20 protein-coding genes and 1 pseudogene are annotated in these 22,064 nt (G+C 54.0%); 8 read left to right on the top strand and 13 right to left on the bottom strand.

The window, feature by feature from the left end; translation table 11 throughout:
• Complete coding sequence (locus tag NAV33_RS18810; protein WP_255982873.1) at positions 1 to 717, bottom strand: 4-carboxy-4-hydroxy-2-oxoadipate aldolase/oxaloacetate decarboxylase; 717 nt, start codon at positions 715 to 717, stop codon at positions 1 to 3.
• Positions 714 to 1,448 (bottom strand): 4-oxalmesaconate hydratase, encoded by a 735-nt coding sequence (gene galB, locus NAV33_RS18805; protein ID WP_255982871.1) that lies wholly within the window; start codon positions 1,446 to 1,448, stop codon positions 714 to 716. Before galB ends, NAV33_RS18810 begins: the two co-directional genes overlap by 4 nt.
• A 159-nt stretch (positions 1,449 to 1,607) precedes the next feature.
• Between galB and NAV33_RS18800 the strand changes: the two genes are divergently transcribed.
• Complete coding sequence (locus NAV33_RS18800) at positions 1,608 to 2,804, top strand: LysR family transcriptional regulator (protein ID WP_255982869.1); 1,197 nt, start codon at positions 1,608 to 1,610, stop codon at positions 2,802 to 2,804.
• Between the two features lie 248 nt (positions 2,805 to 3,052).
• On the opposite strand, the gene NAV33_RS18795 is transcribed toward NAV33_RS18800, so the two are convergent.
• Positions 3,053 to 4,309 carry a gallate dioxygenase gene (locus NAV33_RS18795; protein WP_255982867.1) on the bottom strand — a complete coding sequence of 419 codons (1,257 nt, stop codon included), beginning with the start codon at positions 4,307 to 4,309 and terminating at the stop codon, positions 3,053 to 3,055.
• Between the two features lie 17 nt (positions 4,310 to 4,326).
• Positions 4,327 to 5,664 carry an MFS transporter gene (locus NAV33_RS18790; RefSeq protein WP_255982865.1) on the bottom strand — a complete coding sequence of 446 codons (1,338 nt, stop codon included), beginning with the start codon at positions 5,662 to 5,664 and terminating at the stop codon, positions 4,327 to 4,329.
• Positions 5,665 to 6,018: 354 nt separating this feature from the next.
• On the opposite strand from NAV33_RS18790, the gene NAV33_RS18785 reads away from it, so the two are divergent.
• Positions 6,019 to 6,435, top strand: coding sequence for a VOC family protein (locus NAV33_RS18785; protein ID WP_255982863.1), 417 nt, complete (start codon positions 6,019 to 6,021; stop codon positions 6,433 to 6,435).
• A 32-nt stretch (positions 6,436 to 6,467) separates the two neighbouring features.
• On the opposite strand, the gene NAV33_RS18780 is transcribed toward NAV33_RS18785, so the two are convergent.
• From NAV33_RS18780 to NAV33_RS18760, 5 genes and pseudogenes are all read right to left on the bottom strand, one after another.
• Entirely contained in the window at positions 6,468 to 6,836 is a 369-nt protein-coding gene (locus tag NAV33_RS18780) for a PH domain-containing protein (RefSeq protein ID WP_255982861.1), read from the bottom strand.
• Positions 6,837 to 7,204: 368 nt separating this feature from the next.
• The gene (locus NAV33_RS18775; protein ID WP_255982859.1) at positions 7,205 to 8,242 is read right to left on the bottom strand and encodes an RES family NAD+ phosphorylase; all 1,038 of its coding nucleotides are present in this window, start codon (positions 8,240 to 8,242) and stop codon (positions 7,205 to 7,207) included.
• A 3-nt stretch (positions 8,243 to 8,245) separates the two neighbouring features.
• A complete protein-coding gene (locus NAV33_RS18770; protein WP_255982856.1) occupies positions 8,246 to 9,184 on the bottom strand; it encodes a sce7725 family protein in 939 nt (312 codons plus the stop codon).
• Between the two features lie 4 nt (positions 9,185 to 9,188).
• Positions 9,189 to 10,091: a sce7726 family protein gene (locus tag NAV33_RS18765; RefSeq protein ID WP_255982854.1), complete on the bottom strand. Its 903-nt coding sequence runs from the start codon at positions 10,089 to 10,091 to the stop codon at positions 9,189 to 9,191.
• 474 nt (positions 10,092 to 10,565) lie between these two features.
• Positions 10,566 to 11,470 (bottom strand): annotated as a pseudogene (locus NAV33_RS18760) (tyrosine-type recombinase/integrase); the annotation flags it as partial.
• Positions 11,471 to 12,174: 704 nt separating this feature from the next.
• On the opposite strand from NAV33_RS18760, the gene NAV33_RS18755 reads away from it, so the two are divergent.
• On the top strand, positions 12,175 to 12,852 hold the full coding sequence (locus tag NAV33_RS18755; protein WP_255982852.1) for a DNA adenine methylase: 678 nt from the start codon (positions 12,175 to 12,177) through the stop codon (positions 12,850 to 12,852).
• A complete protein-coding gene (locus NAV33_RS18750) occupies positions 12,852 to 13,685 on the top strand; it encodes an 8-oxoguanine DNA glycosylase (protein WP_255982850.1) in 834 nt (277 codons plus the stop codon). Before NAV33_RS18755 ends, NAV33_RS18750 begins: the two co-directional genes overlap by 1 nt.
• Here NAV33_RS18750 and NAV33_RS21535 read toward each other — a convergent pair.
• From NAV33_RS21535 to NAV33_RS18735, 4 genes are read right to left on the bottom strand one after another with little or no spacing between them, the layout of a single operon-like run.
• Positions 13,620 to 14,300, bottom strand: a complete 681-nt coding sequence (locus NAV33_RS21535; protein ID WP_423836675.1) for a nitroreductase family protein — start codon at positions 14,298 to 14,300, stop codon at positions 13,620 to 13,622. The genes NAV33_RS18750 and NAV33_RS21535 overlap by 66 nt on opposite strands.
• Entirely contained in the window at positions 14,278 to 14,883 is a 606-nt protein-coding gene (locus NAV33_RS18745) for a 7-cyano-7-deazaguanine synthase (RefSeq protein WP_255982848.1), read from the bottom strand. The genes NAV33_RS21535 and NAV33_RS18745 overlap by 23 nt, the downstream gene beginning before the upstream one ends.
• Positions 14,880 to 16,091: a PfkB family carbohydrate kinase gene (locus NAV33_RS18740; protein WP_255982846.1), complete on the bottom strand. Its 1,212-nt coding sequence runs from the start codon at positions 16,089 to 16,091 to the stop codon at positions 14,880 to 14,882. The genes NAV33_RS18745 and NAV33_RS18740 overlap by 4 nt, the downstream gene beginning before the upstream one ends.
• An 18-nt stretch (positions 16,092 to 16,109) precedes the next feature.
• Complete coding sequence (locus NAV33_RS18735; protein WP_255982844.1) at positions 16,110 to 16,427, bottom strand: hypothetical protein; 318 nt, start codon at positions 16,425 to 16,427, stop codon at positions 16,110 to 16,112.
• A 78-nt stretch (positions 16,428 to 16,505) separates the two neighbouring features.
• On the opposite strand from NAV33_RS18735, the gene NAV33_RS18730 reads away from it, so the two are divergent.
• The 4 genes from NAV33_RS18730 to NAV33_RS18715 all read left to right on the top strand — a co-directional run bounded on the left by NAV33_RS18730 (position 16,506) and on the right by NAV33_RS18715 (position 22,034).
• On the top strand, positions 16,506 to 16,745 hold the full coding sequence (locus NAV33_RS18730) for a hypothetical protein (protein WP_255982842.1): 240 nt from the start codon (positions 16,506 to 16,508) through the stop codon (positions 16,743 to 16,745).
• Positions 16,746 to 16,922: 177 nt separating this feature from the next.
• A complete protein-coding gene (locus NAV33_RS18725) occupies positions 16,923 to 20,372 on the top strand; it encodes a hypothetical protein (RefSeq protein WP_255982840.1) in 3,450 nt (1,149 codons plus the stop codon).
• Positions 20,369 to 20,821 carry a response regulator gene (locus NAV33_RS18720; protein ID WP_255982838.1) on the top strand — a complete coding sequence of 151 codons (453 nt, stop codon included), beginning with the start codon at positions 20,369 to 20,371 and terminating at the stop codon, positions 20,819 to 20,821. Before NAV33_RS18725 ends, NAV33_RS18720 begins: the two co-directional genes overlap by 4 nt.
• A gap of 10 nt (positions 20,822 to 20,831) precedes the next feature.
• A complete protein-coding gene (locus tag NAV33_RS18715; RefSeq protein ID WP_255982836.1) occupies positions 20,832 to 22,034 on the top strand; it encodes a response regulator in 1,203 nt (400 codons plus the stop codon).
• Positions 22,035 to 22,064: the final 30 nt, after the last annotated feature.

Raw genomic sequence — 22,064 nt, 5'->3', positions numbered from 1 at the left:
TCAGCCGTCCAGCTCGTCGAGGTTATCGACGTAGCGCAGGCCCTTCTCAGCCAGACGCGGACGCATGTTGTAGATGTCCAGACCCAGCTCGCCCTTGGCCAGGCGAATCCGCTTGGCTTCTTCGGCGTCGCCGCGCTTGCGCGTCGCTTCCGCCACATGGACGACCTCGTCGCGGCGCACCACGACTACGCCGTCGTCATCGGCCACAACCACATCGCCCGCATTGATCAGCTGCCCGCCGCAGATCAGCGGCAGGTTCACCGAGCCGAGGGTTTCCTTCACCGTGCCCTGGGCATTGACCGCCGCCGACCACACCGGAAAGCCCATTTCACGCAGCGTGTGGGTGTCGCGTACGCCGGCGTCGATCACCAGCGCGCGTACGGCGCGAGCCTTCAACGAAGTCGCCAGAAGATCGCCAAAATAGCCATCGGTACAGGGCGAACTCGGCGCCACGATCAGCAGATCGCCAGGGCGGCATTGTTCGACCGCCACGTGGAACATCCAGTTGTCGCCCGGCGCTACCAGCACGGTAATGGCCGAGCCGGCCAGCGATACACCTTGCTGAATCGGGCGAATATTCGACGCGAGCAACCCTTTGCGACCCTGCGCCTCGTGCACCGTGGCGACGCCATAGCGGCCCAGTTCGTTGATCAGATCGCGGTCGGCGCGCTCGACGTTGCGCACGACGATTCCGGTCTTGCCAACGAGCCCGCTCATGCCAGGTTCTCCGTCACGCGTGGGAAGACGCTCTGGAAGCCTTCCGCGTAGACGATGTTCTTGCTCGCGGTGATGCCGATGTTGCGCTTTGCCTGCACGCCGCGCTGCAGGGCCACGCGGGTGTAGTACTCCCAGAGGTGTTCCTGGCCGGCCATGCATTGGATCGCTGCGTACTTCTTGTCCCAGACCTCGGTGATATCGAGGAAAGTGTCGGGGCGCCACTCGCACTGTTCCGGCTGGTGCGGCTCGAAGGCGTACACCGGCGGCGCGCCGACGATATTCTCGCCGGGCTTGTAACCTTCGGCCTGGGCGATGATGCGCGCCTCCTGGGTCAGGTTCATGGCCAGCGGGTGATCGTAGTTGTACGGGTCCTTGATCGAGTGGCTGAGCACGAATTCCGGCTGCACGCGGCGGAACACGTCGGCCAGGCGGAACAGGGTGTCTTTATCGGCGCGCATCGGGTAGTCGCCGATATCGAAGAACTCGACGCTCGCACCGAGCACTTCGGCGGCGGCTTCGGCCTCGCTGCGGCGGGCGGTCTTGACCTTCTCTTCGGTCATCTCGCCTTTGCGCCACAGCTTGGCGGACTCGCCGCGCTCGCCGAAGGACAGACAAACGATGTGCACGGCGTAGCCCAGCTTGACGTGCTGGGCGATGGCGCCGCCCGCGCGCCAGACGAAATCGGCGGAATGGGCGCTGACGACGAGGGCGGTTTTTTGTTGTTGCGACATGGTTGAGTGGCTCCTCTTGCGATGAAGAGAGCATGTCACCGGCACTTGCGCGGGTTGTAATGCAATAGACGGCTCGGGCTATACCTTTTATTTATTGCCCGTCTTTGCACCGGGGCGGCATAGTGGCGTGGTTCGTCGATTTGCGGAGCCGCAAGCCATATGGGTCACGATCTTCCCAACCTGATGCAGGTACGCGCCTTCGTCCGCGTTGCCGACCACGGCAGCGTCTCGAAAGCATCGGCAGTGCTCTACCGCGCGCAGTCGGTGGTGACCCGCGCCATCGCCGATCTGGAAGTGCGGCTCGGGGTCACGCTGTTCGAACGTCATGCCAATGGCATGCGCCTGACCGATCCGGGCGAACGGATGCTGCCTCGCGCACGACGCGTATTGGCGGAGCTGGAAAGCGTGCCCGCGCAACTCGGCACCGATGCGACACGCATGACCGAACCGCTGTATCTCTATCAGGCGCGGCGTTTGCAATTGTTCGTCAAACTCTGCGAGACGCACCATATGCAGACGGTCGCCAGTCTGTTCGGGCTCAGCCAGCCGGCGGTCAGCGCGGCGCTCAAAGTGCTCGAGGAGGGTTGCGGGCAAGGCCTGTTCGAGCGCACGCCGCGGGGGCTGCAACCGACGCGCGCCAGCCTCGACATTCTCTTTCCGATCCGCCGGGCATTGAACGAACTGCGCCGCCTGGAAGCCGACCTCGCGGCGCTTGAGGGCGAGCTGCGCGGCGTGGTGCATGTCGGCGCGTTGCCGCTGGGGCGCACGCGTATCCTGCCCGAAGCCATCGTCCGGCTCACCGCCACGCACCCCGGTGTGCAGGTGGTCACCAATGAAAGCCCCTTTGACCTGCTGGCGACCGAATTGCGCTCTGGCGATCTGGACTTCATCTTCGGCGCGCTGCGTTCTGCAGCCTATGCAAGCGATCTGCACGGCGATGCGTTGCTGACCGAGGAAATGCTCATCCTGGTGCGTGATGGTCATCCGTTGCTGAAAGGCACGGTTGACCGCGGCCACTTGCAGCATGCCCGCTGGGTTCTGCCGCGCGCCGGCTCGCCTGCACGGAAACTGCTCGATGCCTGCTTCGCCGATGCCGGCATGGCATCCCCCTGGCCGGTGGTGGAAAGCGGTGACTTGGCCATCATTCGCGGCCTGCTGTTGCGCTCGGACATGCTTGCCGCCGTCTCGGCGCACCAACTGGAAGAGGAAATTCAGTCCGGCGAGCTGCGCGTCCTGCCTTGGCCACTGCAACACACCACCCGCGCAATCGGCCTGACCTACCGCACCGCCAGCTTACACACGCCCGCCGCCCGCGCGCTGATGGACACCATCCGCGACGTCTCCCGCCAGCCCTAACCGCACATCGACGTAGGGTGGGCTTCAGCCCACCGCCTGTCGCAGCCGAGCCGCAATTACCGCTCCGTGGTCACCTTCGATGGGTTACGGAAGCGGGACAGCTATGTAGGGTGGGCTTTAGCCCACCAAAAAACGCGTCAGAAACTAGAACCGGTTGCGAGGCACGTCGACCAATTCTCCGGGCCATGCGGTGGGCTGAAGCCCACCCTACTTGCTGGTCGTACCACAGGGACAAAAGGCCGGGCGGGTCAGCTCTTGCGAGCGACCCCGTACAACACTTGCTGATTGCGGGTTTTCTGGAACTCTTCGAGCGTCTGTCCGCGCATGGCGGAATAGATATCGAGATTGGAAACGCCGACCACCGCGCCGAGCTTTTCCAGGCCAAAGAAGATCGCGCCGTACTGGATCAGCGCACGCCAGTCGCGGCGGCGTAGCATGTCGCGTTCCTCTTCGGTCAGGCCGCCTTCTTCATAGAGAGCCTCGGGCTCGCTGAGGAATCGCTCGCGCCAGGAGAGCTCGATCATCCGCCGCAGAAACTTGTTCAGCCGATAGCCCTTGGCGCTGCGGGCCAGCGTGAAGGGATAGGTGCCCTCGAGCTTCTCGACGCCGTCCAGCTGATGTTGCATGTGCGCGCGATGGCGTTCGATGGCGGCGACCGGTAGCGGCTGGTCCCGGTTTTCCAGCAGCAGGGTGGCGATGGCCGTCATCGATGGCAGGTAGTAGCCCTGGTGCAGCGTGTTCACCTGTGCCGAGAGCGCGCCGCGCATGATCAGCCAGGTGATCACCTCGGAGCCCTCCAAGCCACCGAGGGTGGCGTACTCGGCGACGGTCATCTCGGTCAGCTTGATCGGATCGTTGATCAGCAAGTCGGTGAATTGCTTGTCCCACTCGGTGTTGTTGAAGCCGCAGCGCTCGCCATGAACCTGATGAGACTGGCCGCCGGTAGCGACGATGGCCACCTTTAGATCCTCTGGATAGCTCTCGATGGCGCGGCGCAGCGCCTGGCCCAGCTTGTAGCAGCGCGCTGCGCTAGGAATCGGGAACTGCAATACGCCGACCTGCAACGGGACGATCTCGACCGGCCAGCCGCCATCATGCGGCAGCAACGCGGACATCGGCGAGAAGAAGCCGTGGTCCAGCGGTTTGTCGCGGAAGAAACTCATGTCGAACTCGTCGGCCATCAGGCTTTCGCCGATGTGGCGCGAGAGCGCGGCGTGTCCGCCGATGCCCGGCAAATTGCGGGCATGGCCACCTTCGTCGGCGACGTCGTAATGGTCATCGACACCCAGCGAGAAAGCGCCGTAATGGTCGAAAAAGAACGAGGTGACGTGGTCGTTGAAGATGTAGAACAAGACGTCGGGCTTTTTCTCGCTCAGCCAGGTTTTGATCGGCTCGAAGCTCTCGAAGATCGGCGCCCAGGCCGCTTCTTCCTGCTTGTCGTGATCCACCGCGAAGCCGATGGTGGGGGTGTGGGAGACGGCGAGGCCACCGATGATGCGTGCCATGAAATCAATCCTTTCTATCAATGCGCCGCAACGGCGCGGTTGGCTTGGCGGGCGGCATGACCATTGGCGAGGATCGCCACGGCGGCGATGAACGCCGGCAGGCCGAGCAATGTGAACAGGGTGGGCAGGCCGAGGCCGAGACTCAGCACCACACCACCGATCAGTGAACCGAAGATGGCGCCGAAGCGGCCGATACCGAGCATCCAGCTCACGCCAGTGGCGCGGAATTCGGTCGGATAGTAGCCCGGCGCGAAAGCGTTCAGGCCCGTCTGCGCGCCGCTTATGCAGAAGCCGGCGGCGATCACGCCCAAGGTCAGCAGGCTGGATTCCAGGCTGAAAGCGCCCAGCAACAGGATGCAGGCGCCGCCCAGCGCATAGGAGCCGGCGATGACGCGGTTCGGGTTGCGCCGGTCCATCAGCCAGCCGACCACCAGTGCGCCGACGGTGCCGCCAATCTGGAACAGTCCGGTGATGGTAGCGGCGCGTTCGATCGAGACGCCGCCGTCGCGCAACAGGGTCGGCAGCCAGCCCATCATCAGATAGATGACCAGCAGGCCCATGAAATAGGTCAGCCACAGCGCCAGGGTGCCGAAGCGGTAGCGCTCATTGAACAACATGCGCACCGGCGTTTTGGTCGGCTCGCTGGAATCGGTGGTGACGAAGCGGGTATTTGCATCGAACTGCCCACCCAGCTTGTTCAGCACGGCGGCGATGCGATGTGCCGGCGCTTTACGTGCAGCGAGGAAGCGGGCCGATTCGGGTAGAAACAGCCAGATGAAGGGCAGCAGCAGGAGCGGCAGCACCCCGCCAGCGGCCAGCACCGCTTCCCAGCCATAGTTCGGAATCAGCCAGGCGGCGAGAAAGCCACCGCAGCCGGAGCCCAGATTGAAGCCGGTGAACATCAGCGTAATCAGCAGCGCGCGCTTGCCTTCGGGCAGGTATTCGGACACCAGCGTCGTGGTGTTCGGCAATGCAGCGCCGAGCGCGATACCGATTAACAGGCGCAGGCCGGCAAGTTCGTAAGGATTGCGCGCAAACGCACAGGCCAGGCTCAGAACGCTGAAGACCGTGACAGCGGCGAGCAGGACTGTCTTGCGACCAAAACGGTCGGCGTAAGGCCCCGCGGCGAGTGCGCCGATCGCAAGGCCGACCATTCCGGCGCTCATCACCGGACCGAAGGCTGTCCGCGACAGATCCCACTCCTGCATCAGCGAGGGGGCGATAAAGCCCATGACAGCGACATCGAAACCATCGAACACGACCACCAGAAAGCACAGGCCGAGGATCAGCCACTGGTATCGGGAGATGGGGCGATCGTCGATCCACGTCTTCACATCGACTGTGGCGTTACCCATAGCATTCACCTTTTGTTTTTGTAGACGAGGGCAATGTCGGCAGAACCGGCATCACCACTTTCGGTGGCCCGACTCTAAGCGCACCCAGGTGAATAAGCGTCTGGTAAATCGTTAAGCAGGTATCCGTTTTATTTATCCGCAGCAGTAGGTCGTTGCGATCAGAGCTAGCGGGGCTCATGGGGCGAGTGGCATTCCTCCACCGGCCCGGCGTCGGCGCAGTGGTCAATGACGCGCGAATGTGAAGCCATGGCCTCGTTCGGTGCGGGCGCTGAGGCAGGGGAGCACGATAGCTGAGCATGGCGTCCGCTTCGCTCTAAACTCGATGCACAGCCGAAACCTATAACGGAGTCTGAAATGCAGCCACGTATTACCGTCATAACCCTGGGAGTGGATAATCTCGAACTCTCATTGCGGTTTTATCGAGACGGCTTGGGCTTCGCGAGCGAAGGCATCATCGGGCAGGAGTTCGAGCACGGAGCCGTTGCGTTCATTCAACTGCAACCCGGGCTGCGTCTGGCCCTTTGGCCACGCAGCAGCATCGCCCATGACACTGGACTGGCGCTTGGTCCGGCCAGCTCAACGGAAATGACGTTGGGCCACAACGTCGCGTCGCAGGCAGAGGTCGATGCCGTCATGGCAGCGACGGAAGCGGCTGGGGCCACGATCGTCAAGCCCGCACATGCCACCTTCTGGGGTGGCTATTCCGGGTATTTCAAGGACCCGGACGGCCACCTTTGGGAAATCGTCTGGAACCCGCAGTTCTCCGACTGACGCGTTGCGGAGGGGATTTCCGCTCCGTTGGCTCAGAGTAAATGCTTGGAGATGTGCTTCGATATTTCCACGATCGACGTCTTGCCGGTGAACTCGAACTTCACCTGGCCCAGCGACGAGAAATAGATTTCCAGTTCGGAGTCCAGGTCGAAGGTTCCGGACGTTTCCACCGAATAGGCGACGATATTCTTGTAAGGCAGCGAGGTGAAATCCTTCTTGCTGCCGGTAATACCCTGCACGTTGACCGCGATGATTCGGTGAGTAGTGAACACAACGCCGTCACGCATGGACTTGTAGGCATCGACCACTTGCTCGCCATCCAGCAGCAGCGACTTGACCCGCTCGGCGTACTCGTCGTTCTGCTTTAGCTTGAAGAAGCCCTTGTTATTGAAGTCGATCATCCGCGTTCCTCATGATGGCGTTTGGCACAGCATGCTGCCGCACCACGGCGACATCTACCAATAGTTTTGCGATGCCTTTGACCGGGACTACCCGCGCTGAATGTCTTCAGAACGCATTCGGCATCTCTCGCTCGACGCATCGACGAGCTACTGGATGAAAGCGTGGTGCTGGACTACGCCAGTTGGGGATGCAGATGGGCGGCTTAATGCTTGTCCGATAGTTACTGCAAACGAAAAAGCCCCGGATTTTCGTCCGAGGCTTTTTGCTTTGAAGACCAGGCGAGCTTATAACTATGGCCTTAAGCTGATGATTTGTATGGGCTTTCTTCGGAATAGAAAGTAAAGGGATACAGGTGGGGATACAGACCTCAGGAAGTAGGGGCTGCAGGTTGCGGTATAGCTTGTACATCAACTTTGGACACGTAGTGCATTGAGGTCCCTCTTGCACGAGCCTTTTGAGGATAGAAAAGGGCAATATTCATTTCATTCCCTACGGAGCTACGATAAATGACGCCGTCAAATCCAAACTTCTTAATCATCTCGCACAAATATTGGCTTGGAATGTAGTCAATTGCGGCTGCTCTTGGCAGTACTGGTCGGGTTAGTTCCTCTCCGAATCTTTCAAGAAACTCAACGTCTCCACGCAATTGGACAATGTCACTTTCATTTTCACAAATAAATGGGGTGACAAGTTTTCTTGGATTTTGGAGATCTACTAGCTTTAACTCTTCAATCAACTCGAACTCAGCTACAGTGACTAGCTCTCCAGTGTGAGGCCGGATTTCAGAAATTGCGGTTGTCAAATCTGAGGCCATATAAAGATAAGAAATTCCTGCAGGGTTTGCACGCCCGTGAGTAGCTTTATCTTTAGGCGGCGGCCCCATTTTGTCCATGGCATATGGGGTAGATGATTCTTGTATTCGCGCTCGAAACCAGACGGCCGGGATGTCGGCGTTCTGCAGAATCAATTGGGTGGCTAAGAAGTGCATTCTTTCGTGGCTGATCGTATCTTTCGGGAAGAATCTATTTTCCTCCATCAGCTCAGTTCTAAGCCTAGCCCATAAGTCGAGATTAGTAGATGTGGTTTGGGAGATCGGGTTAAAGTTAAGTCTGAGGAGGTTGGCGTCATCAAATATTTCTCCTAGCAGCTCTTTTGTTTGTAGAACGGAGAGGGAATCAAATAATCTCCAGTCTAATTTGAACCACTCTGCTAAATTTTTGCCGCCCTCTTCGGCTACTGCGTAGCTTCCTTGCAATTGCTCGAAAAACTCTCTCAGTCGTACTGGTTCGATTACTAGAACATCTTCAGCGCCGCAAAATGAGCAAGTTCCTCGGTCCGAATGGTGGGTATCTATTTCTCGAGAGATTTGTTTGTCTTCAAAGCATAAAGCGCAACATTTAGGCATTGGTCAGCCTCGAAAATATTGAGCTAAAGTTTCTATGTGATGCTTCATTGAGAGTTTTTTAATATATCCCAGCCCAGGGAAGTGCCCAGCATTGTGGAGCTGAAGAAACTCTTCAACTGCTGAGCTACGGTACACTTTTGTGTCAGGTTTGTTAACTTCGTTTACAAGTTTTGTAAGGGCTTCATAAAATTTCCCTGCCGGGTCTGTTGGCGTATCTTGTCTGTCAGATTTAAAGTGATGGATAAACATCGCATCGTCCATCTCTGAATCGATAAATGTTAAGTGGATAGCTACAGCGTAAGCTGGCCCTCCAGTTTCTGAATATTCATCTCCAACAATCAGGAAGTCGCCAAAGCCGTTCATCCCCTCTTCTGCGTAAGTTACATGCAGGTCGGAGAAAGGCTCTGTATCAGGGTATTTGCTATTCGCTTGCCGTCTAAATCCATCGCGAAGAAGGATTCGGTTGGGCGCATCAAAATGCCTGCGGTAAAGCTTTCCACAATGTGCCTCAAAGAAAATGTGGCCTGCATCGATATTTTCGTTAGCTATAGCAATCGCAAGATCTTTGGGGTCAGAAAATCCTGCATGTATAAATCTAAGCGGGCGCCCCTTAAACCGCTCGGCTAATTCAATAGCCATCCATGTGCTGCTGGCAGATGTTAGAAGCACGCCTATAGAAATATTCTGACTAGTCTTCAGCTCTCCCTTGATGAATGCATCAATCGCATCTGCTTTCTCAGTGTGGTCGCCATAAACAGGGTTGGCGATCAATATTGCACTGGCATTGGTTTCGTTGAGCTGATCCACTGCTCTTTTTAAACCGCTAAGCGACTCTCTAACCGGCTCAATTATTGGAATAAAGCTGTTTTTGGCGAATATCTCCGCGCACTCGCGGACCGTTAGGAGGTCAAACTGCTTGCCCCTGAAATATGGATAGTACATAAAATTATGCCCAGGCTAGGGCCTCCCCGATTTGAGTATTTATAGCCCGTAATAGTTTGGGCTGGTCCTTTTCTTTTATGGGTGCAGAAATAATCGCTGCTACAAGCGACTGCGGAAGCTCGCTCAGAAAGCCTGCTAATGTATGAGAACTTCTTGAGTGCCTCATGACGCTGACCATTTTTTTATGTGTTTCTATTGGGTCTAAGTCTCTGAATATATCTCTTAGTGTTCTATGTGTTTCGGTGTTTGGGACGTTGGGAGGGGTTATTCCAAACTCCGCAAGCAAACTGGTGGCTTCTTTTAGTTTTAGAGAGTCAAATATTATTTCGGGTTGAATAAGCTCGGGTCTATCTACAGCTTCCCTTACAGTGGAGATGGTAAACCTACTGCTTAGCAAAAGAACGCCGACGTCTTCTTCAGTTCTTCTTGTAACTTCTTCTACGTGGTTGTCGCCGGTCACTACATAGACTTTCGAAAACACTTTGCGATATGAGTTGATCTGATTTTCCAATCTATCAAGCCGGTCCCTTTCGGATTTTATTTCATACGCTGTTGCAGTTCCGTTGAAGATGGCAACATCGACCTTGCAAGTCTCGACTCTAAACTCCGTCAGCAGTGAGGCTGTCTTTAATGAGTGCCGACCCAGCAATAGTTTGCTGGCTATTGCTGATTTGTATGCGTATTCGGTTCTGTATGCCTTCTTTCTAAGAACATCAAATGCGGTATCAAATACAGTGCTTACTGAGTCCGAAAGTTTAAGCTCATCAAGTAAGTGACTTTCAAGCAAAAGGCGGGAAAAAAGAGGTGAGCGCCCTTTATCTGCAAGCTCCCGCAAAACAGTAGCGGAAAATAGTCTTGCAATCGCGGACTGCTGGGTATTGTTGAAAGTCTTGAGGGTCATGCTCATTGCAACAGATCCTTGGCTGCTTCTCCGGGTTTCGAGTGATGAAGGCAAGGCAAGCGGCTTTGTCCTCACGTAAGCAGCCTATTTTTGAGAATAGCATTGTGCATGAATAGGCGAACTCTTGCCGAGATCAAGCTCTGTAAGGCTTTGGCAAGCCCCGCGAAGACCACTCTGCTTCATCCTTTTCAGCGATGCCACAGCTGATTGACTAACTGCATCTCTATTGGAGCGGCCTCTGTGCGGGGTTTTGCAGGGTTTCCATGCTGTGCTGACCTTCGCGTTACGCATAGTCCCGCCTAACGTACAGTCCGTGCGGGGCTGCAGAAAAACCGACCTATTTAGGCCGCAGGCGTGGCGGGGGGACGATTGCGCGCGCGGGGGTAAGACCGGTTTGGCGGTGTTGTCTGGTAGGTGCGCTGGGAAAGCCCATTAGGCGCATCAAAGAGGCACAAAAAAGCCGCCCGTAGGCGGCTAGCGGCCATTCAGCGTGTGAAGTTCGCGCAGCGCTTCGACCGCCTGGCACGACAGCGGCACCAGATGATCTCGACGCTTTTTCATGCGTGCGGCTAGGATGCTCCAAAGCGCATTGTCTAGATCGAACTCTGACCAGGGCGCTTCCCGAAGCTCGCTCGGCCGCACGCCCGTGAGCGTCAGCAGACGCATGCCGATGCGCAAATCCGCGGCATGTGGATAGGAGCTGATAGCGCGCAGCAGCTCGGGCAACTCTTTGGCAGTGACGTGCGCGTAGTTTTCCGCAGCCTTGCTCTGCAGGAAGCGGTTGAGCCCTTCCAACGGGTTATGAATTGCTCGGCCGGTCACCCTGGCCAGGTCGTAGATTTCCTTACAGGAGCGCCGAACACGGCTCATCTGCTCGAGGATGGCTCTGCGCTCAAGCGTCTGCAGGAAATCCATCCACTGCTTGGGCGTGATCTCTGTATACGGTCGCTTTCCGAATACAGGGAATACGTGCAGCTCCAGAGCGCCGACTGTGCGCTTTGCAGTGCTGGGCTCCCAGCCCGGAGTGCGGATCTCGATCCACTCGCGAGCCAGGATCTCGAATGTGTTGGTAGCTGCCTCAAGCTCGGCAGCCTGGCGCGCTTTGCGGGAGGCAATTGGGTCGCCGCCGTCGGCGATTTCTTTGCGGTGCTCAGTCGCTTTCTATCTGGCCAGCGCGCCGCTGACCTGGGATAACCGCCAAGGCCAAGCCAGCTCCATTTGCCGCTCTGGTTTTTGTATCGGAGCTGCCAGGACTTCTGGCCGTCTGGCTTCATCCGCAGGTACAAGCCATTGCCATCTAGCTCCCGGTACTCCCGGGTCTCGGGTTCGATGCTTGCCAAGACCGTGTCGCTGAGCGGCCGGCGCTTGATTTCTGACCGTTTCACGTCCGTGTATCCCCTCAGTTCTAGAAATGCCCAGGGATACACCCTGGGATACAAGGCGCTACGGTATAAGGGGATACAGGAGACAACCAGAAACAACAAAGCCCGCACGGGGCGGGCTTTGTAAGGCGTTTCGTAGACATCAGGAGACAACTAGAAACATTGGTCTGGCGCACCAGGCGGGATTCGAACCCACGACCCCTGCCTTCGGAGTCCTAAAAGTCGGCGTTTAGAATCAATACGTTAGCGCGTATTAGCTGGGAAATCAAAGGGTTATGATAGCCGTGGTTAGCGCGTTTTCGCTTCGGTTAGCGGGCCGAGTGTGGCAAATTTGTGGCATTGCTCGTTGCAAAGTCCTGCTACGGAATTGCATCGCGCTTGACCGCCTAAATTGCAAGACCGCCTCCCAGTCAAATGCATTCGCGCTGACCACCGCGTACATCAGGCTTGGCCAATGTACACCGAGGAGGCGGCAGGACTGAGAACGTCCAAAACGGGTCTGTCCTGCATATAAATCTGCGCCCATTTTCGTATTAGGAACGACGGGCCGTCATTGATCATCTGCACCTGTTCTGCTTGAACGAAGTGGAGGCATACACCTGCACCCCAAAGGCCAACCTGCGTTTGTGGTGATGGCCATGATTCGCTAGCAGACCATTCAGCGCTTGGTAGTTGACATCATCGTCACTTCTGACGATGCTTGGTGCATGAGATATCCAGGCGGGAAAGGCAAGTGCTACCAGCGCTTAATCAACTTGATGCCACCGCATCAGACATACATTGAGTCCCATCTTGGTGGTGGCGCCGTCATGCGCAACAAAAAAGCTGCGCAGCGGAACATCGGCTTGGATATCGACGCCAAGGTCATTGAGCTCTGGCAGTCGGAGCTCTCTGGGGCCTGCGAGCTCCACCAAGTCGATGCCGTGTCATTCTTGGAAGGCTATTCGTTCAAAGGCGAGGAGCTGGTGTATGTGGACCCACCCTATATCCCCGAGACACGCCGACGGGAGAAGGTCTATCGCTGCGACTACACCGAAGCCGACCACGTCCGGCTACTACGTTGCTTGGTCGCTTTGCCTTGCAATGTGATGCTGTCGGGCTATGACTCAGATGTCTATAACCGAGAGCTGATCGGGTGGCGCAAAGTGAGTTTTCTCGCCAAGACCCATGTAGAAATGCGCGAAGAAGTGGTGTGGTTGAACTTCGCGCCCCCAAGCCGTTTGCATGACACCCGCTACTTGGGCGAGACATTCCGAGACCGCCAAACCATTCAGCGCCGCCAAACCAGACTCCGTACACGCATTGAGAGTTTGGATCCTATTGAGCGGCACGAGCTACTGCAGTGGATGCAGGAGCTCTACGGCAACGACGAGGAGGCCGCCTGATGCAACTTGGCGCTATTTTTGTGGATCAAGTGGTCTTCAATGTCGAGCTTCCCAAGGCAGAGGCTGAGGTAATCCCAGGCGTCCCATGGGGCGCAATGGAGGCATTTCCGACGCCTGCTTACTGGGCCTATCAGGTCTATGCCCGCCGGCTCACCGGCAATCGAATCACCTACAAGCTCGGGGCAACCCTGAAAGAGGAAGTTGGGGCCTGTCTGCTGGGGGGGCACGGCATCCCTGCGAACGTCGGCATCGCCGCTTTCCATCACGTCAGAGAACGTGGAGCGTTTGGCGAGCAACCCCCGTCACAGGAAAGATTGTTTGGGTGGCTGAGCGAGCCTCTGGCAATTGATGGGCGTCAAGTTCGATACCGCTTCGTCAAGCAGAAGGCTCGTTACCTCAGTGCGGCTTTACAGAAGCTTTCAGCTGAACGTCCTCCTTTGACCTCCGGTAAGAACCTGCGTGACTGGCTGCTGGATATACCTGGTATCGGTTACAAAACTGCCTCATGGGTAGCTCGCAACTGGCTGGATGCAGACGATGTGGCCATTTTGGATATCCACATTCTGCGGGCCGGACTCTTGGGCAAGTTCTTCGAGAGCAGCCTGACTGTCGAGCGCAACTACCTAGAGCTTGAGGAGCAGTTCATCCGTTTCAGCAAAGGGCTTGGTGTCAGGGCATCCGAGCTGGACGCACTGATGTGGCTAGAAATGATGTCCTCTCCTGCCACAGTGCACAGCATCATGGGGATAGGTCACCACAACCCTGAGTCAGCTACACGCAACCGACCCAAAAAGCGCAAGGCCAACTCCGGCCAGCTTGCCTTGATCGGTTAACGCGCTCGCCCACGGCTCGCCAGTGATGCCCAGAGGACAGAAGCTGAGCCCCTGTGCTGTCGCCGTCAGTGCCATCACGGCGAGCAGAGCGCCTGCGTCACGCCAAACTAGGCTGCACCCATCCTGATATTTGCCCAATGTCTTACCGGGCTCGGCTAGAAAGAGGAAGCGAGTAGCTTGGTCGCCTTGCAGAACCTGCAGGCTGAGGTCATGCAGGCCTGCGAGCTTTTCGGATGCGTGCTTGAGTTCTAGCAACTGGTGGGTGCTGGGTTCGTACAGCCACCATCGATCATCACCAGGTTGTTTAATGACAACGTGAATTGGATGAATCGCGCCGGCAGATGGCGCAGCACGATGCTCAAGATCGAACCCAAGATTCGAAACGCCCACCCCTCGCGTTCTGCATGCCATCCAGAGGAACGAACCTAGCTGATGGTCGTCGACAGAGCCGAACTCGCGGTGCGAGACGCGTGTGTCCAGTACATCGCTGAAGGACCGATCAGGCGCTCCCGAGAAAGAAGGGAGCGAGTAGATGTCGCCCACGTCCCACTCGACTGGAGCATAGGGTTCTGGAGTCTCCCTAGGTAGGGGATCAGCCAGGTCTATCCAGGTCATACCCGACCTCTTGAAATACCTCCATGTACTTATTGCAACCGCGGCAGTCACCGCATGCTACGTGTGACTTATGACAGCTGTGGGCCCAGGCCAGGAGGCCGGCTGGGATACCTGACAGGCGTACGAGTTCAGCGGTGGAGATTTCTATTGCGGGCGCCTCTACCACCATGCCGCCCTCCTGCAGGGAGAGCAGGTGGCTGATCGCAGCCATGAACTCGGGCGAACCATCTTTGTGGAAACCATCTGATTTCACGGTGCCGAGCCACAGGTGCGTCACGCCGAACGAAATCGCCTTCATGGCCGCCAACGTGACCAGCATTTGATTCCTATACGGCCACCAGTCTGAGGCCGGAGCCAGGCTATCGGCTTGAGTGCCCGCCATGTCCCCAGAGCCTAGCTGGCGGCAGTCGACCTCAATCACATGGTGGGGAATATCCAGCTGTTGGCAGATGGTCCGCGAGGCATCGATTTCGGCCTGGGCTGCCAACTGGCCGTAATTCAGGGTGAATGCTATATCTGGCCGCTTCCACCAGGCCAGCGTCAGGGAATCCATGCCACCGGACAGCAACAATCCTATCTTCATAGCTCTACCGCCTCCCAAACCATCTGGTAGACCGCACTGACATAGTCATCGGTAATGCGGCAGTCTGAGCCTTTCATCATCTTCTTGTCCTGGTCAGACTCATTCTCTGCATAGAAAACGACAGGCTTGTTTAGTGCTCGTGCATAGCCAATCTCGTAGATCGTGCCCGAATCGAGCCCATCGCCGATCGCGAAGAGGACATCGCAATCGCGTACACCTTCGAGGTCCTTCTCCACTACGTCTTCAGCAGTACCCAGGCCGACATCGTGGTAGGGGGAGAACACATCCAGGCCCATGTCTATAAGATCTCGGCGAGCCTGCCCGACCATCCAGAGCTCAGCTAGCGTGAAGAATGGGCCGGCAAGGTAAACCTTCGGGACGTAGCCGTTGCAGTATCGCTCGGAGGGCTGCAGGGCCTTTGGTTTGAATCCAGCGAACAATATTTTGTCCGGGAAACCCTGGGTCTCGCAGTAGAAGGCCGTTGCGACAGACGCCGTCGAGGCTGCCTCATGAGCTGATAGACGGTTGTCCATCCACCCCAGAGCAAAGTGGGCGGCGAAGGTATCGCCGGAGCCAATCTTCCATACGCGCTCAGTTCGGTATGCCGGTACCCTCGAAATGGTGCCGTTGTCATATACAAGCGCGCCCAGTGGGCCCATTTTGATGACAACCACCTCCGCGTTCTCCTGCGTGGCCAATGCCGCCGCGATCTCCTCGGGGGGCAGCCCGTTGGAGCTTGGAAGGAGCAGGTTGGCTTCGTGGCGGTTCAGGACAAGCGCCAGGTGTTTGGCTGTAGAGCCATTGGCGCTGAAGGACTCAGGTCCTTCAGCGTTCTGGGGATCAAATACCGCATATTCAGCATTCACTATCGCGGTTCCATCGATCATGCCGAACCGAAGCACTTTATCGGCGGTAACCTGGAGTTGCGAGCTGGCGTGGGCGCCGCGGCGAATATCTGGAGTGGCGAGGCCATGGATATACTCGAAGGTCACCCCAGCCTGAGAAGCTTTGGGTTTGCATGTGAAGCCCTCTGCGGCTGCGCGCGCCGCCACAACGATCTGGGTATCGCTATCAATGCAGGCATGCAATTCAGCCTGCCCGCCAAAACGGGCAACCGCCGTTGCTGCGCGTCCTGCAGATCCATAAATATCGTCCCAAGCCGGGCTCATGCAGCGCTCTCGGTAGACGCCACCTACAATGGTGATCATGGAGCACTCCTTGCGTGCTTAGACGTGGAAGACCCGTAGGCGGACTTGCCCGCTACTAACCTGAAGCACACGTGCTTGATACTGCTCGCCCTGAGTCATGCAGTTACGCAGCTGAGTCAGAAGCGAGTGGACGATACTTCCAGCCTCTGCACCGTTCCACAGCGCTATGACGACTTGATAGCCCGTCGCTGCAAAGGCGATATCAAGAATGTCGCCAACGTTCAGCTGACGAACCACCGGTGCTTTCGGCGACGCTAGCTGGGTATCGAACTGGAGGGTTTCGCATGAACTGGTGGGCGTGGATGAGCCCAGGTAGCTTCCGCCTGAACCGGACATATGCATTTCCTTTTGCTGGTCGAATAGAGAGCTAAATAACTATCACACAGCGAGGGCAAATGCGACGGACTAAGTTCGATGTTTATCGAAGTGGTGCCTTCTTGTGATAAAGAATGGGGCGGTCAGCAGGCTGCTTTCTGGCCAGAAGCAGAATTACAGAGCGGGGGAAATCGAATCTGCCCGCCCTTTCTCGAAAGCCGGCAGTTAGCGCGCAATCGCGGCGAGCGCTTCAGCAGTCGTGCCCAGATGCAACAAACATGTTTGAATACGTCGAAAGCGGTACAACTACAGCGGCGGCACAGCATGCATGCACCTTAGTCCGAACGCCTTTTCAGGTTGTCCCGCGCCGCTATCACGCCAAAAGTGGACACCTTAAGTCCATCCCTTATCAAGGCGCCAAGAATCTTCGAAATACAAAGATTCAAATAGGCGAACCTAGCACTGTGCTAGCGTTCATTTGTCCGACGCTCGACTCACCTATTTTAAGTGATTTGCATGAAAAGCAAGAAAGATAAAGTTCAAAAGAAGCGAAAGCAGAGCAATCTCTCACGTGTGCTGGCGTCATCAAAGTCAGCTTACCAAGTGAGGAAAAATTTTTTTGAGAAATTAGACCCTGTAGAAATTAGAAGCAGCGTAAAGAGCCTTGCCAGTCATATTCACTTTAAGCAAGCGATCAGTCTTAAAGACCTGAAGTTCTCTAAGCGCTACATGAAACAATCTCCTGATACCTCGCTGGAAAAAAATATAGCGTGGTGCCTAGGGGTGCTGGAGTTGTTTAAAGCGGATCTGCAGATATTCCTAGACACAAGCTCTACCGTTGAGCAGCTAATTTTAAGCGAGCAACTTGACGAAGCCTTACAACAATTGGACTTTATCGACAGGTCGTGCGGCTTATCTTTTTGGTCCATTGGGATTCGGTCGGCCATATTATCCATATCTGGTCGCAAAGAAGAGAAGCAGTTGTTACTCGAAAACTATATGAATCTAGCGGATAACAATGCCTTCCTAAAAAGCATTACGCGAATGATAATAAACAAATTTGAAGAGAATGACGGACTCTCATCAGAGTCAATGTTCACCGAGCAAAAAATTAAACGTACCTACAGCGGCCCCACTCTTCATTTGTTAATGTTCAAAGCCTTGCCTCTGAACACCGACTTCGACTACGACTACAATCACATCTTGAACATAGAGAAACACACCAGCGCAATCGATATATTGGTATGCCTGATAGATCTTGTTTCGCACTCAATAACAAGCGAACACGGCAGCAAATATCAGGTTTCCGCTCGCAGAATCTCAATCATGTTCTCTAGATCATTCCACTCCGCGCATCTGGCTGCCTTGGCTACAGCCTTTGAAATAGAATGTGAGTGGCATACAGATTCTTCCGACTGCGAAATATTAGAGATGTACACAGAGGGCCGGTACTCTGAACTTCTGAGCAAGACGGTCAGTCACGACCAAGCTTACAAATTCTCAATTTTTAGTATAATCGCTAGCTCAGCATGTCGACATCCACATAGCATCGGGGGCTTGCAAGGAAACTTGGTTAACGCAGCCACTTCTCTATTGCTAAAAACCGAGAATTTTGAGGAGGCGACCGCATTCCTGTCACTTCTAACAAACTCTCTAGGCAAGCTGCCTTGGTTTAGATTATTGCAGCTCTTCCTGTTACGAGAGTCTAAATTTAGCACGCCACTTTCAAACAGTTTACTGTACAACGCGCAAGGGCTTTTAGCTGATATCAATTCCCCAAGAAAATACCGATATCTACCTGAAAGCTTAAAAGACAGCTTCCTGCAAGCAATTACGCCCACATATCGTAATACATCAATATATAACCTATTCCTTGGCGAATTAAGTTTTACGCCTGTCTTAGAGCGCCTGGTAGGTGTCGAGCAGTTCAGGGCAAAAAAATATATAGCTCAGGATCTGTACGATCAAGGTAAAGCTGATGATGCTATAAGGTTACTAGAAACCATAACGCCGCAAGATGACCAACTTATCTACAACGATGCATCAAAGCTTCTAATACTTGCCAATATACGAGCCTTTAATACCCCGCAAGCCATCGATCTCTATGTGAATTTGGGCCTGGAAAACCCGAGACTGCTCAAAACGCTGGACAGCAATTCAATTTGCAGCTCGGCAGAGAAAATAATTGACAGCTCAAAATCGATAACTGTGCCGATAGCGCTATCTTTACATACACGCTTCATAGCAGATAACCACATAGCTGCGCTACGCTATTCATTTGAGTGTTTTTTGAGTAGCAACGAGCTACAAACTCCCTTGGAACTCTTTGATAACCCGCCAGATAACAGCGCGCATTTTTATTATTTCGCTGAGCACATTTGCACTCCCGAGGTAATGAAGCTGTATTTGAACTTCGATACGGCCCGCGATGTTGAAAATTGCAGAATCGAAATTTGCAAACGGCTAATAAAGCTCGGAATCTCGACAGAGCTTATGATTGCAGAAGTAAAGGATCGCACCAGGAAAATAGTTCTGCATGATGCAGCCAAGCACGTCGAGAACAGTAAAATCTATTCTGACACTACGAGCTTTAACACATCTCCGGAATTTCAAAGTATATTTGCAAAATATCAGCGAATTAGACTTGATCATACCACAGAGACCGCTGACGATGTCGAGCTAGGTAGTTTTGTCGAGGGCGTAAAGTCACAGAGCGATTTGATCAGCAGCGCGCATCTAATACACATTCAAAACATTGTGTTAGGTGAGAAAAACTCGCTGTTTTTTAAGCTTCTAAAACTCATGAGGGACGAGTTTGCATTTGGAACTAAAGGGCTTGGCGGATTTCTAAGCACCCGTATACGGCACGGCCACTTTCCCAATACTTTAAGAAAATGCGCAGCTGATGAAGGATTGCTTTCGCCTAAGGCAACCAGTGCTGGCGGATACAAAAAGAACTTATTATGGATAGATCGCCTATCTCCTCTCAGTCGCGAACAAGAATCCTCTATCGACAAATATCTAACCGAATTTGCTTCTCGCTTCGACGAACTAATAAATCACGCAAATGATAAATGGCTCAATATAACCATCGTCGACCAGGATGTTGCAGGGCTTCGACTTGATGAGATTGAAAACGAAGCTCAATTCAACTACTCCTGCACCTATCTAGACGCCCACCTGGTCCAGCTCAAGATATCAGAAGCTACTAGCTATCAAGACTTCGCCAGAATTGTCACCGAATGGCTATGGACGAGGACCGAATACAACCTCGGGCGTGTCAGATCCAAAATTTCCAAGGAGTTTCGGGAAGGTGCTTTTAGGCGCGTTGACAAACTTGAAAAAGACATTACTGACACAATTAAAGACCAAGCCAAACTAGTTGCATTTCAAGAGTCAATTGTGCGCCTCCGGCAACGACTAGCCAGCAGCATTGATACAGTTATAGCTTGGTTTGAGCGTTCTCGTGGGCATTCCATCTCGCATTTTGATACCGATGTAGCAATGCAGATAGCGTGCATGTCAGCCGACGCTAAGATCGACTTTTCCGATAGCACAAACATTCAATTCCAAGGCAGATCTTTAACGTATATTGTTGACGTGCTGTATGTAATACTTGAGAACTGCGTTACAAAGTCTAACCTTCCTAGGGAAGGGCTAATGATAAGTGGAACTCTCAGGTTAATCGACGATATATTAGAGTTGGTCATCGAAAACAATTGCGCCCCTGTAGGTGACTATATGATGGCTAATGCAGCACTCGGAACTTACAGGGAGCGCTACGGTAAAGAAAGCTACATGCTGCCTGCCTCACGCAGTCAAGGTGGAACGGGTTTCTTTAAAATCTGGAAAGCACTAAGTAATGATTTAGATCTCGCGCACACACTCGAGTTCGGATACACATCAACATCGAGCTTTAGAGTCAAGCTTCTTATTAGCGAAATCAAGAAGGTCATCCAGTCATGAAAATATTGATCGTAGAAGACGAGTTTGATAAGAGAGAAAAAATCATTAGCTTTCTTAAGTCAGATCTTGGCCAAGACTGCGTAGAGATTATCGAGGCTGAGTCATTGCGCTCCGGACTTCGCATGCTCATCACAAACTCCGATATTGATATAGTTTTGTTAGACATGAGCATGCCTGGCTATGATGTGACCACAGATGAACCAGGCGGGGGAGATCCAGAGAGCTATGCTGGAAAAGAACTAATGTCTCAGATGCGCCTCAGGAACATTAAAGTGCCGGTGGTTGTTATCACTCAATACAAAAAATTTAAGAAAGAAAATATCAGCTTAGACGAGCTTACCCAAGAATTCGAAGAACAATTTCCCGAATTTTTCTGGGGAACTATACACTTCAGCTCAGCGATTGAAGGCTGGAAAAAAAGCCTCTCTGACTATCTAAACAAAATTTAAGGTAAGACTCATGCGTACATTAGTGGTTGACGATCAGTACGAAGACAAATCAAAAGTAATTATCAGCATTCTCAAGAAAGTTGGCGCTATCGACTTCGAGTTAGTAACAAGCGCGAAAGACGCACTCAAGAGTATGGCTAAAGAAAAATTCGATCTTCTTATTCTCGACCTTCAGATCCCAGCTGTACTGGGGGATGATGCGGAGCCGAAAGGAGGCGTGCAACTTGTTAAGGAGATTGAAGTCCGTCAAAATCTGAACCGGCCACTCAGCATTCTCGCGATCACAGGGCATGCCGAAGCATATGATGATTCACGTTCATTTTTCGAAGAGCGAGGGTGGTCAATTTTGCTTGGTGTTGACGACACAGAACGTCTGGAGACCATTCTACGAACTCAAGCCCTTCATTTAAAAAGATCCAAAACCATAGAATATGACGTTGCGGTGATAACCGCATTGCACACCCCAGAACTTGAGCAAGTATTACGTCTCCCATGCAACTTCCAGCAAACCAGCTTTGACGGCGACGACAATATATATTACGAAGGCGAGTTTTTAGATTCGGTTGATCAACCAAGAAAGATATTGGCCACATCTGCACCACATATGGGGATGGCCGCTGCAGCAGCTTTAACGGCGACTGTATGTGTGAGGTTTAAACCGAAACTGGTTATGATGACGGGCATTTCTGCGGGCGTACCCGGGGATACCGACATTGGCGACATACTTATTGCAGACCCTTGTTGGGACTGGGGAAGCGGAAAGCTTACAGTTCGCGATGATGAAGTTGTTTTTCTAAGCGCGCCAACTCAAATCCCACTGGACTCGTCCGCCCGAAGAATTTTTCAATATATCTCGGCGAACGGTCTTTACGTATCTGATATATATACATCTTGGAGAGGTGGAAAGCGTCCACCGAATGAACCAAGGGTGATTGTTGGTCCTGTTGCTACTGGCTCGGTTGTTTTGGAGGATCCTAAAACAGTGGCGACTATCCAGTCTCAGAATCGAAAAGCTATCGGAGTGGAGATGGAAGCATTTGGTGTAATGTCTGCCGCATATTATTCAGGCGAGCCACGCCCGAAGGCAGTGGCGATCAAGTCTGTTTGTGACTTCGCCGACCCCACAAAGAATAACGAGTGGCAAAGCTATGCCGCATATACTAGTGCGCAAATAGCGCACGCCTATATTACTAAGCACTTCCATTTTAATTAGTGCTAATCATTACAGGTCTAGTTCGCGCCT

This window comes from Stutzerimonas stutzeri (assembly GCF_024448715.1).
Classification (GTDB): Bacteria; Pseudomonadota; Gammaproteobacteria; order Pseudomonadales; family Pseudomonadaceae; genus Stutzerimonas; species Stutzerimonas stutzeri_AR.
This window is presented reverse-complemented; position numbering and strand designations above follow the sequence as displayed.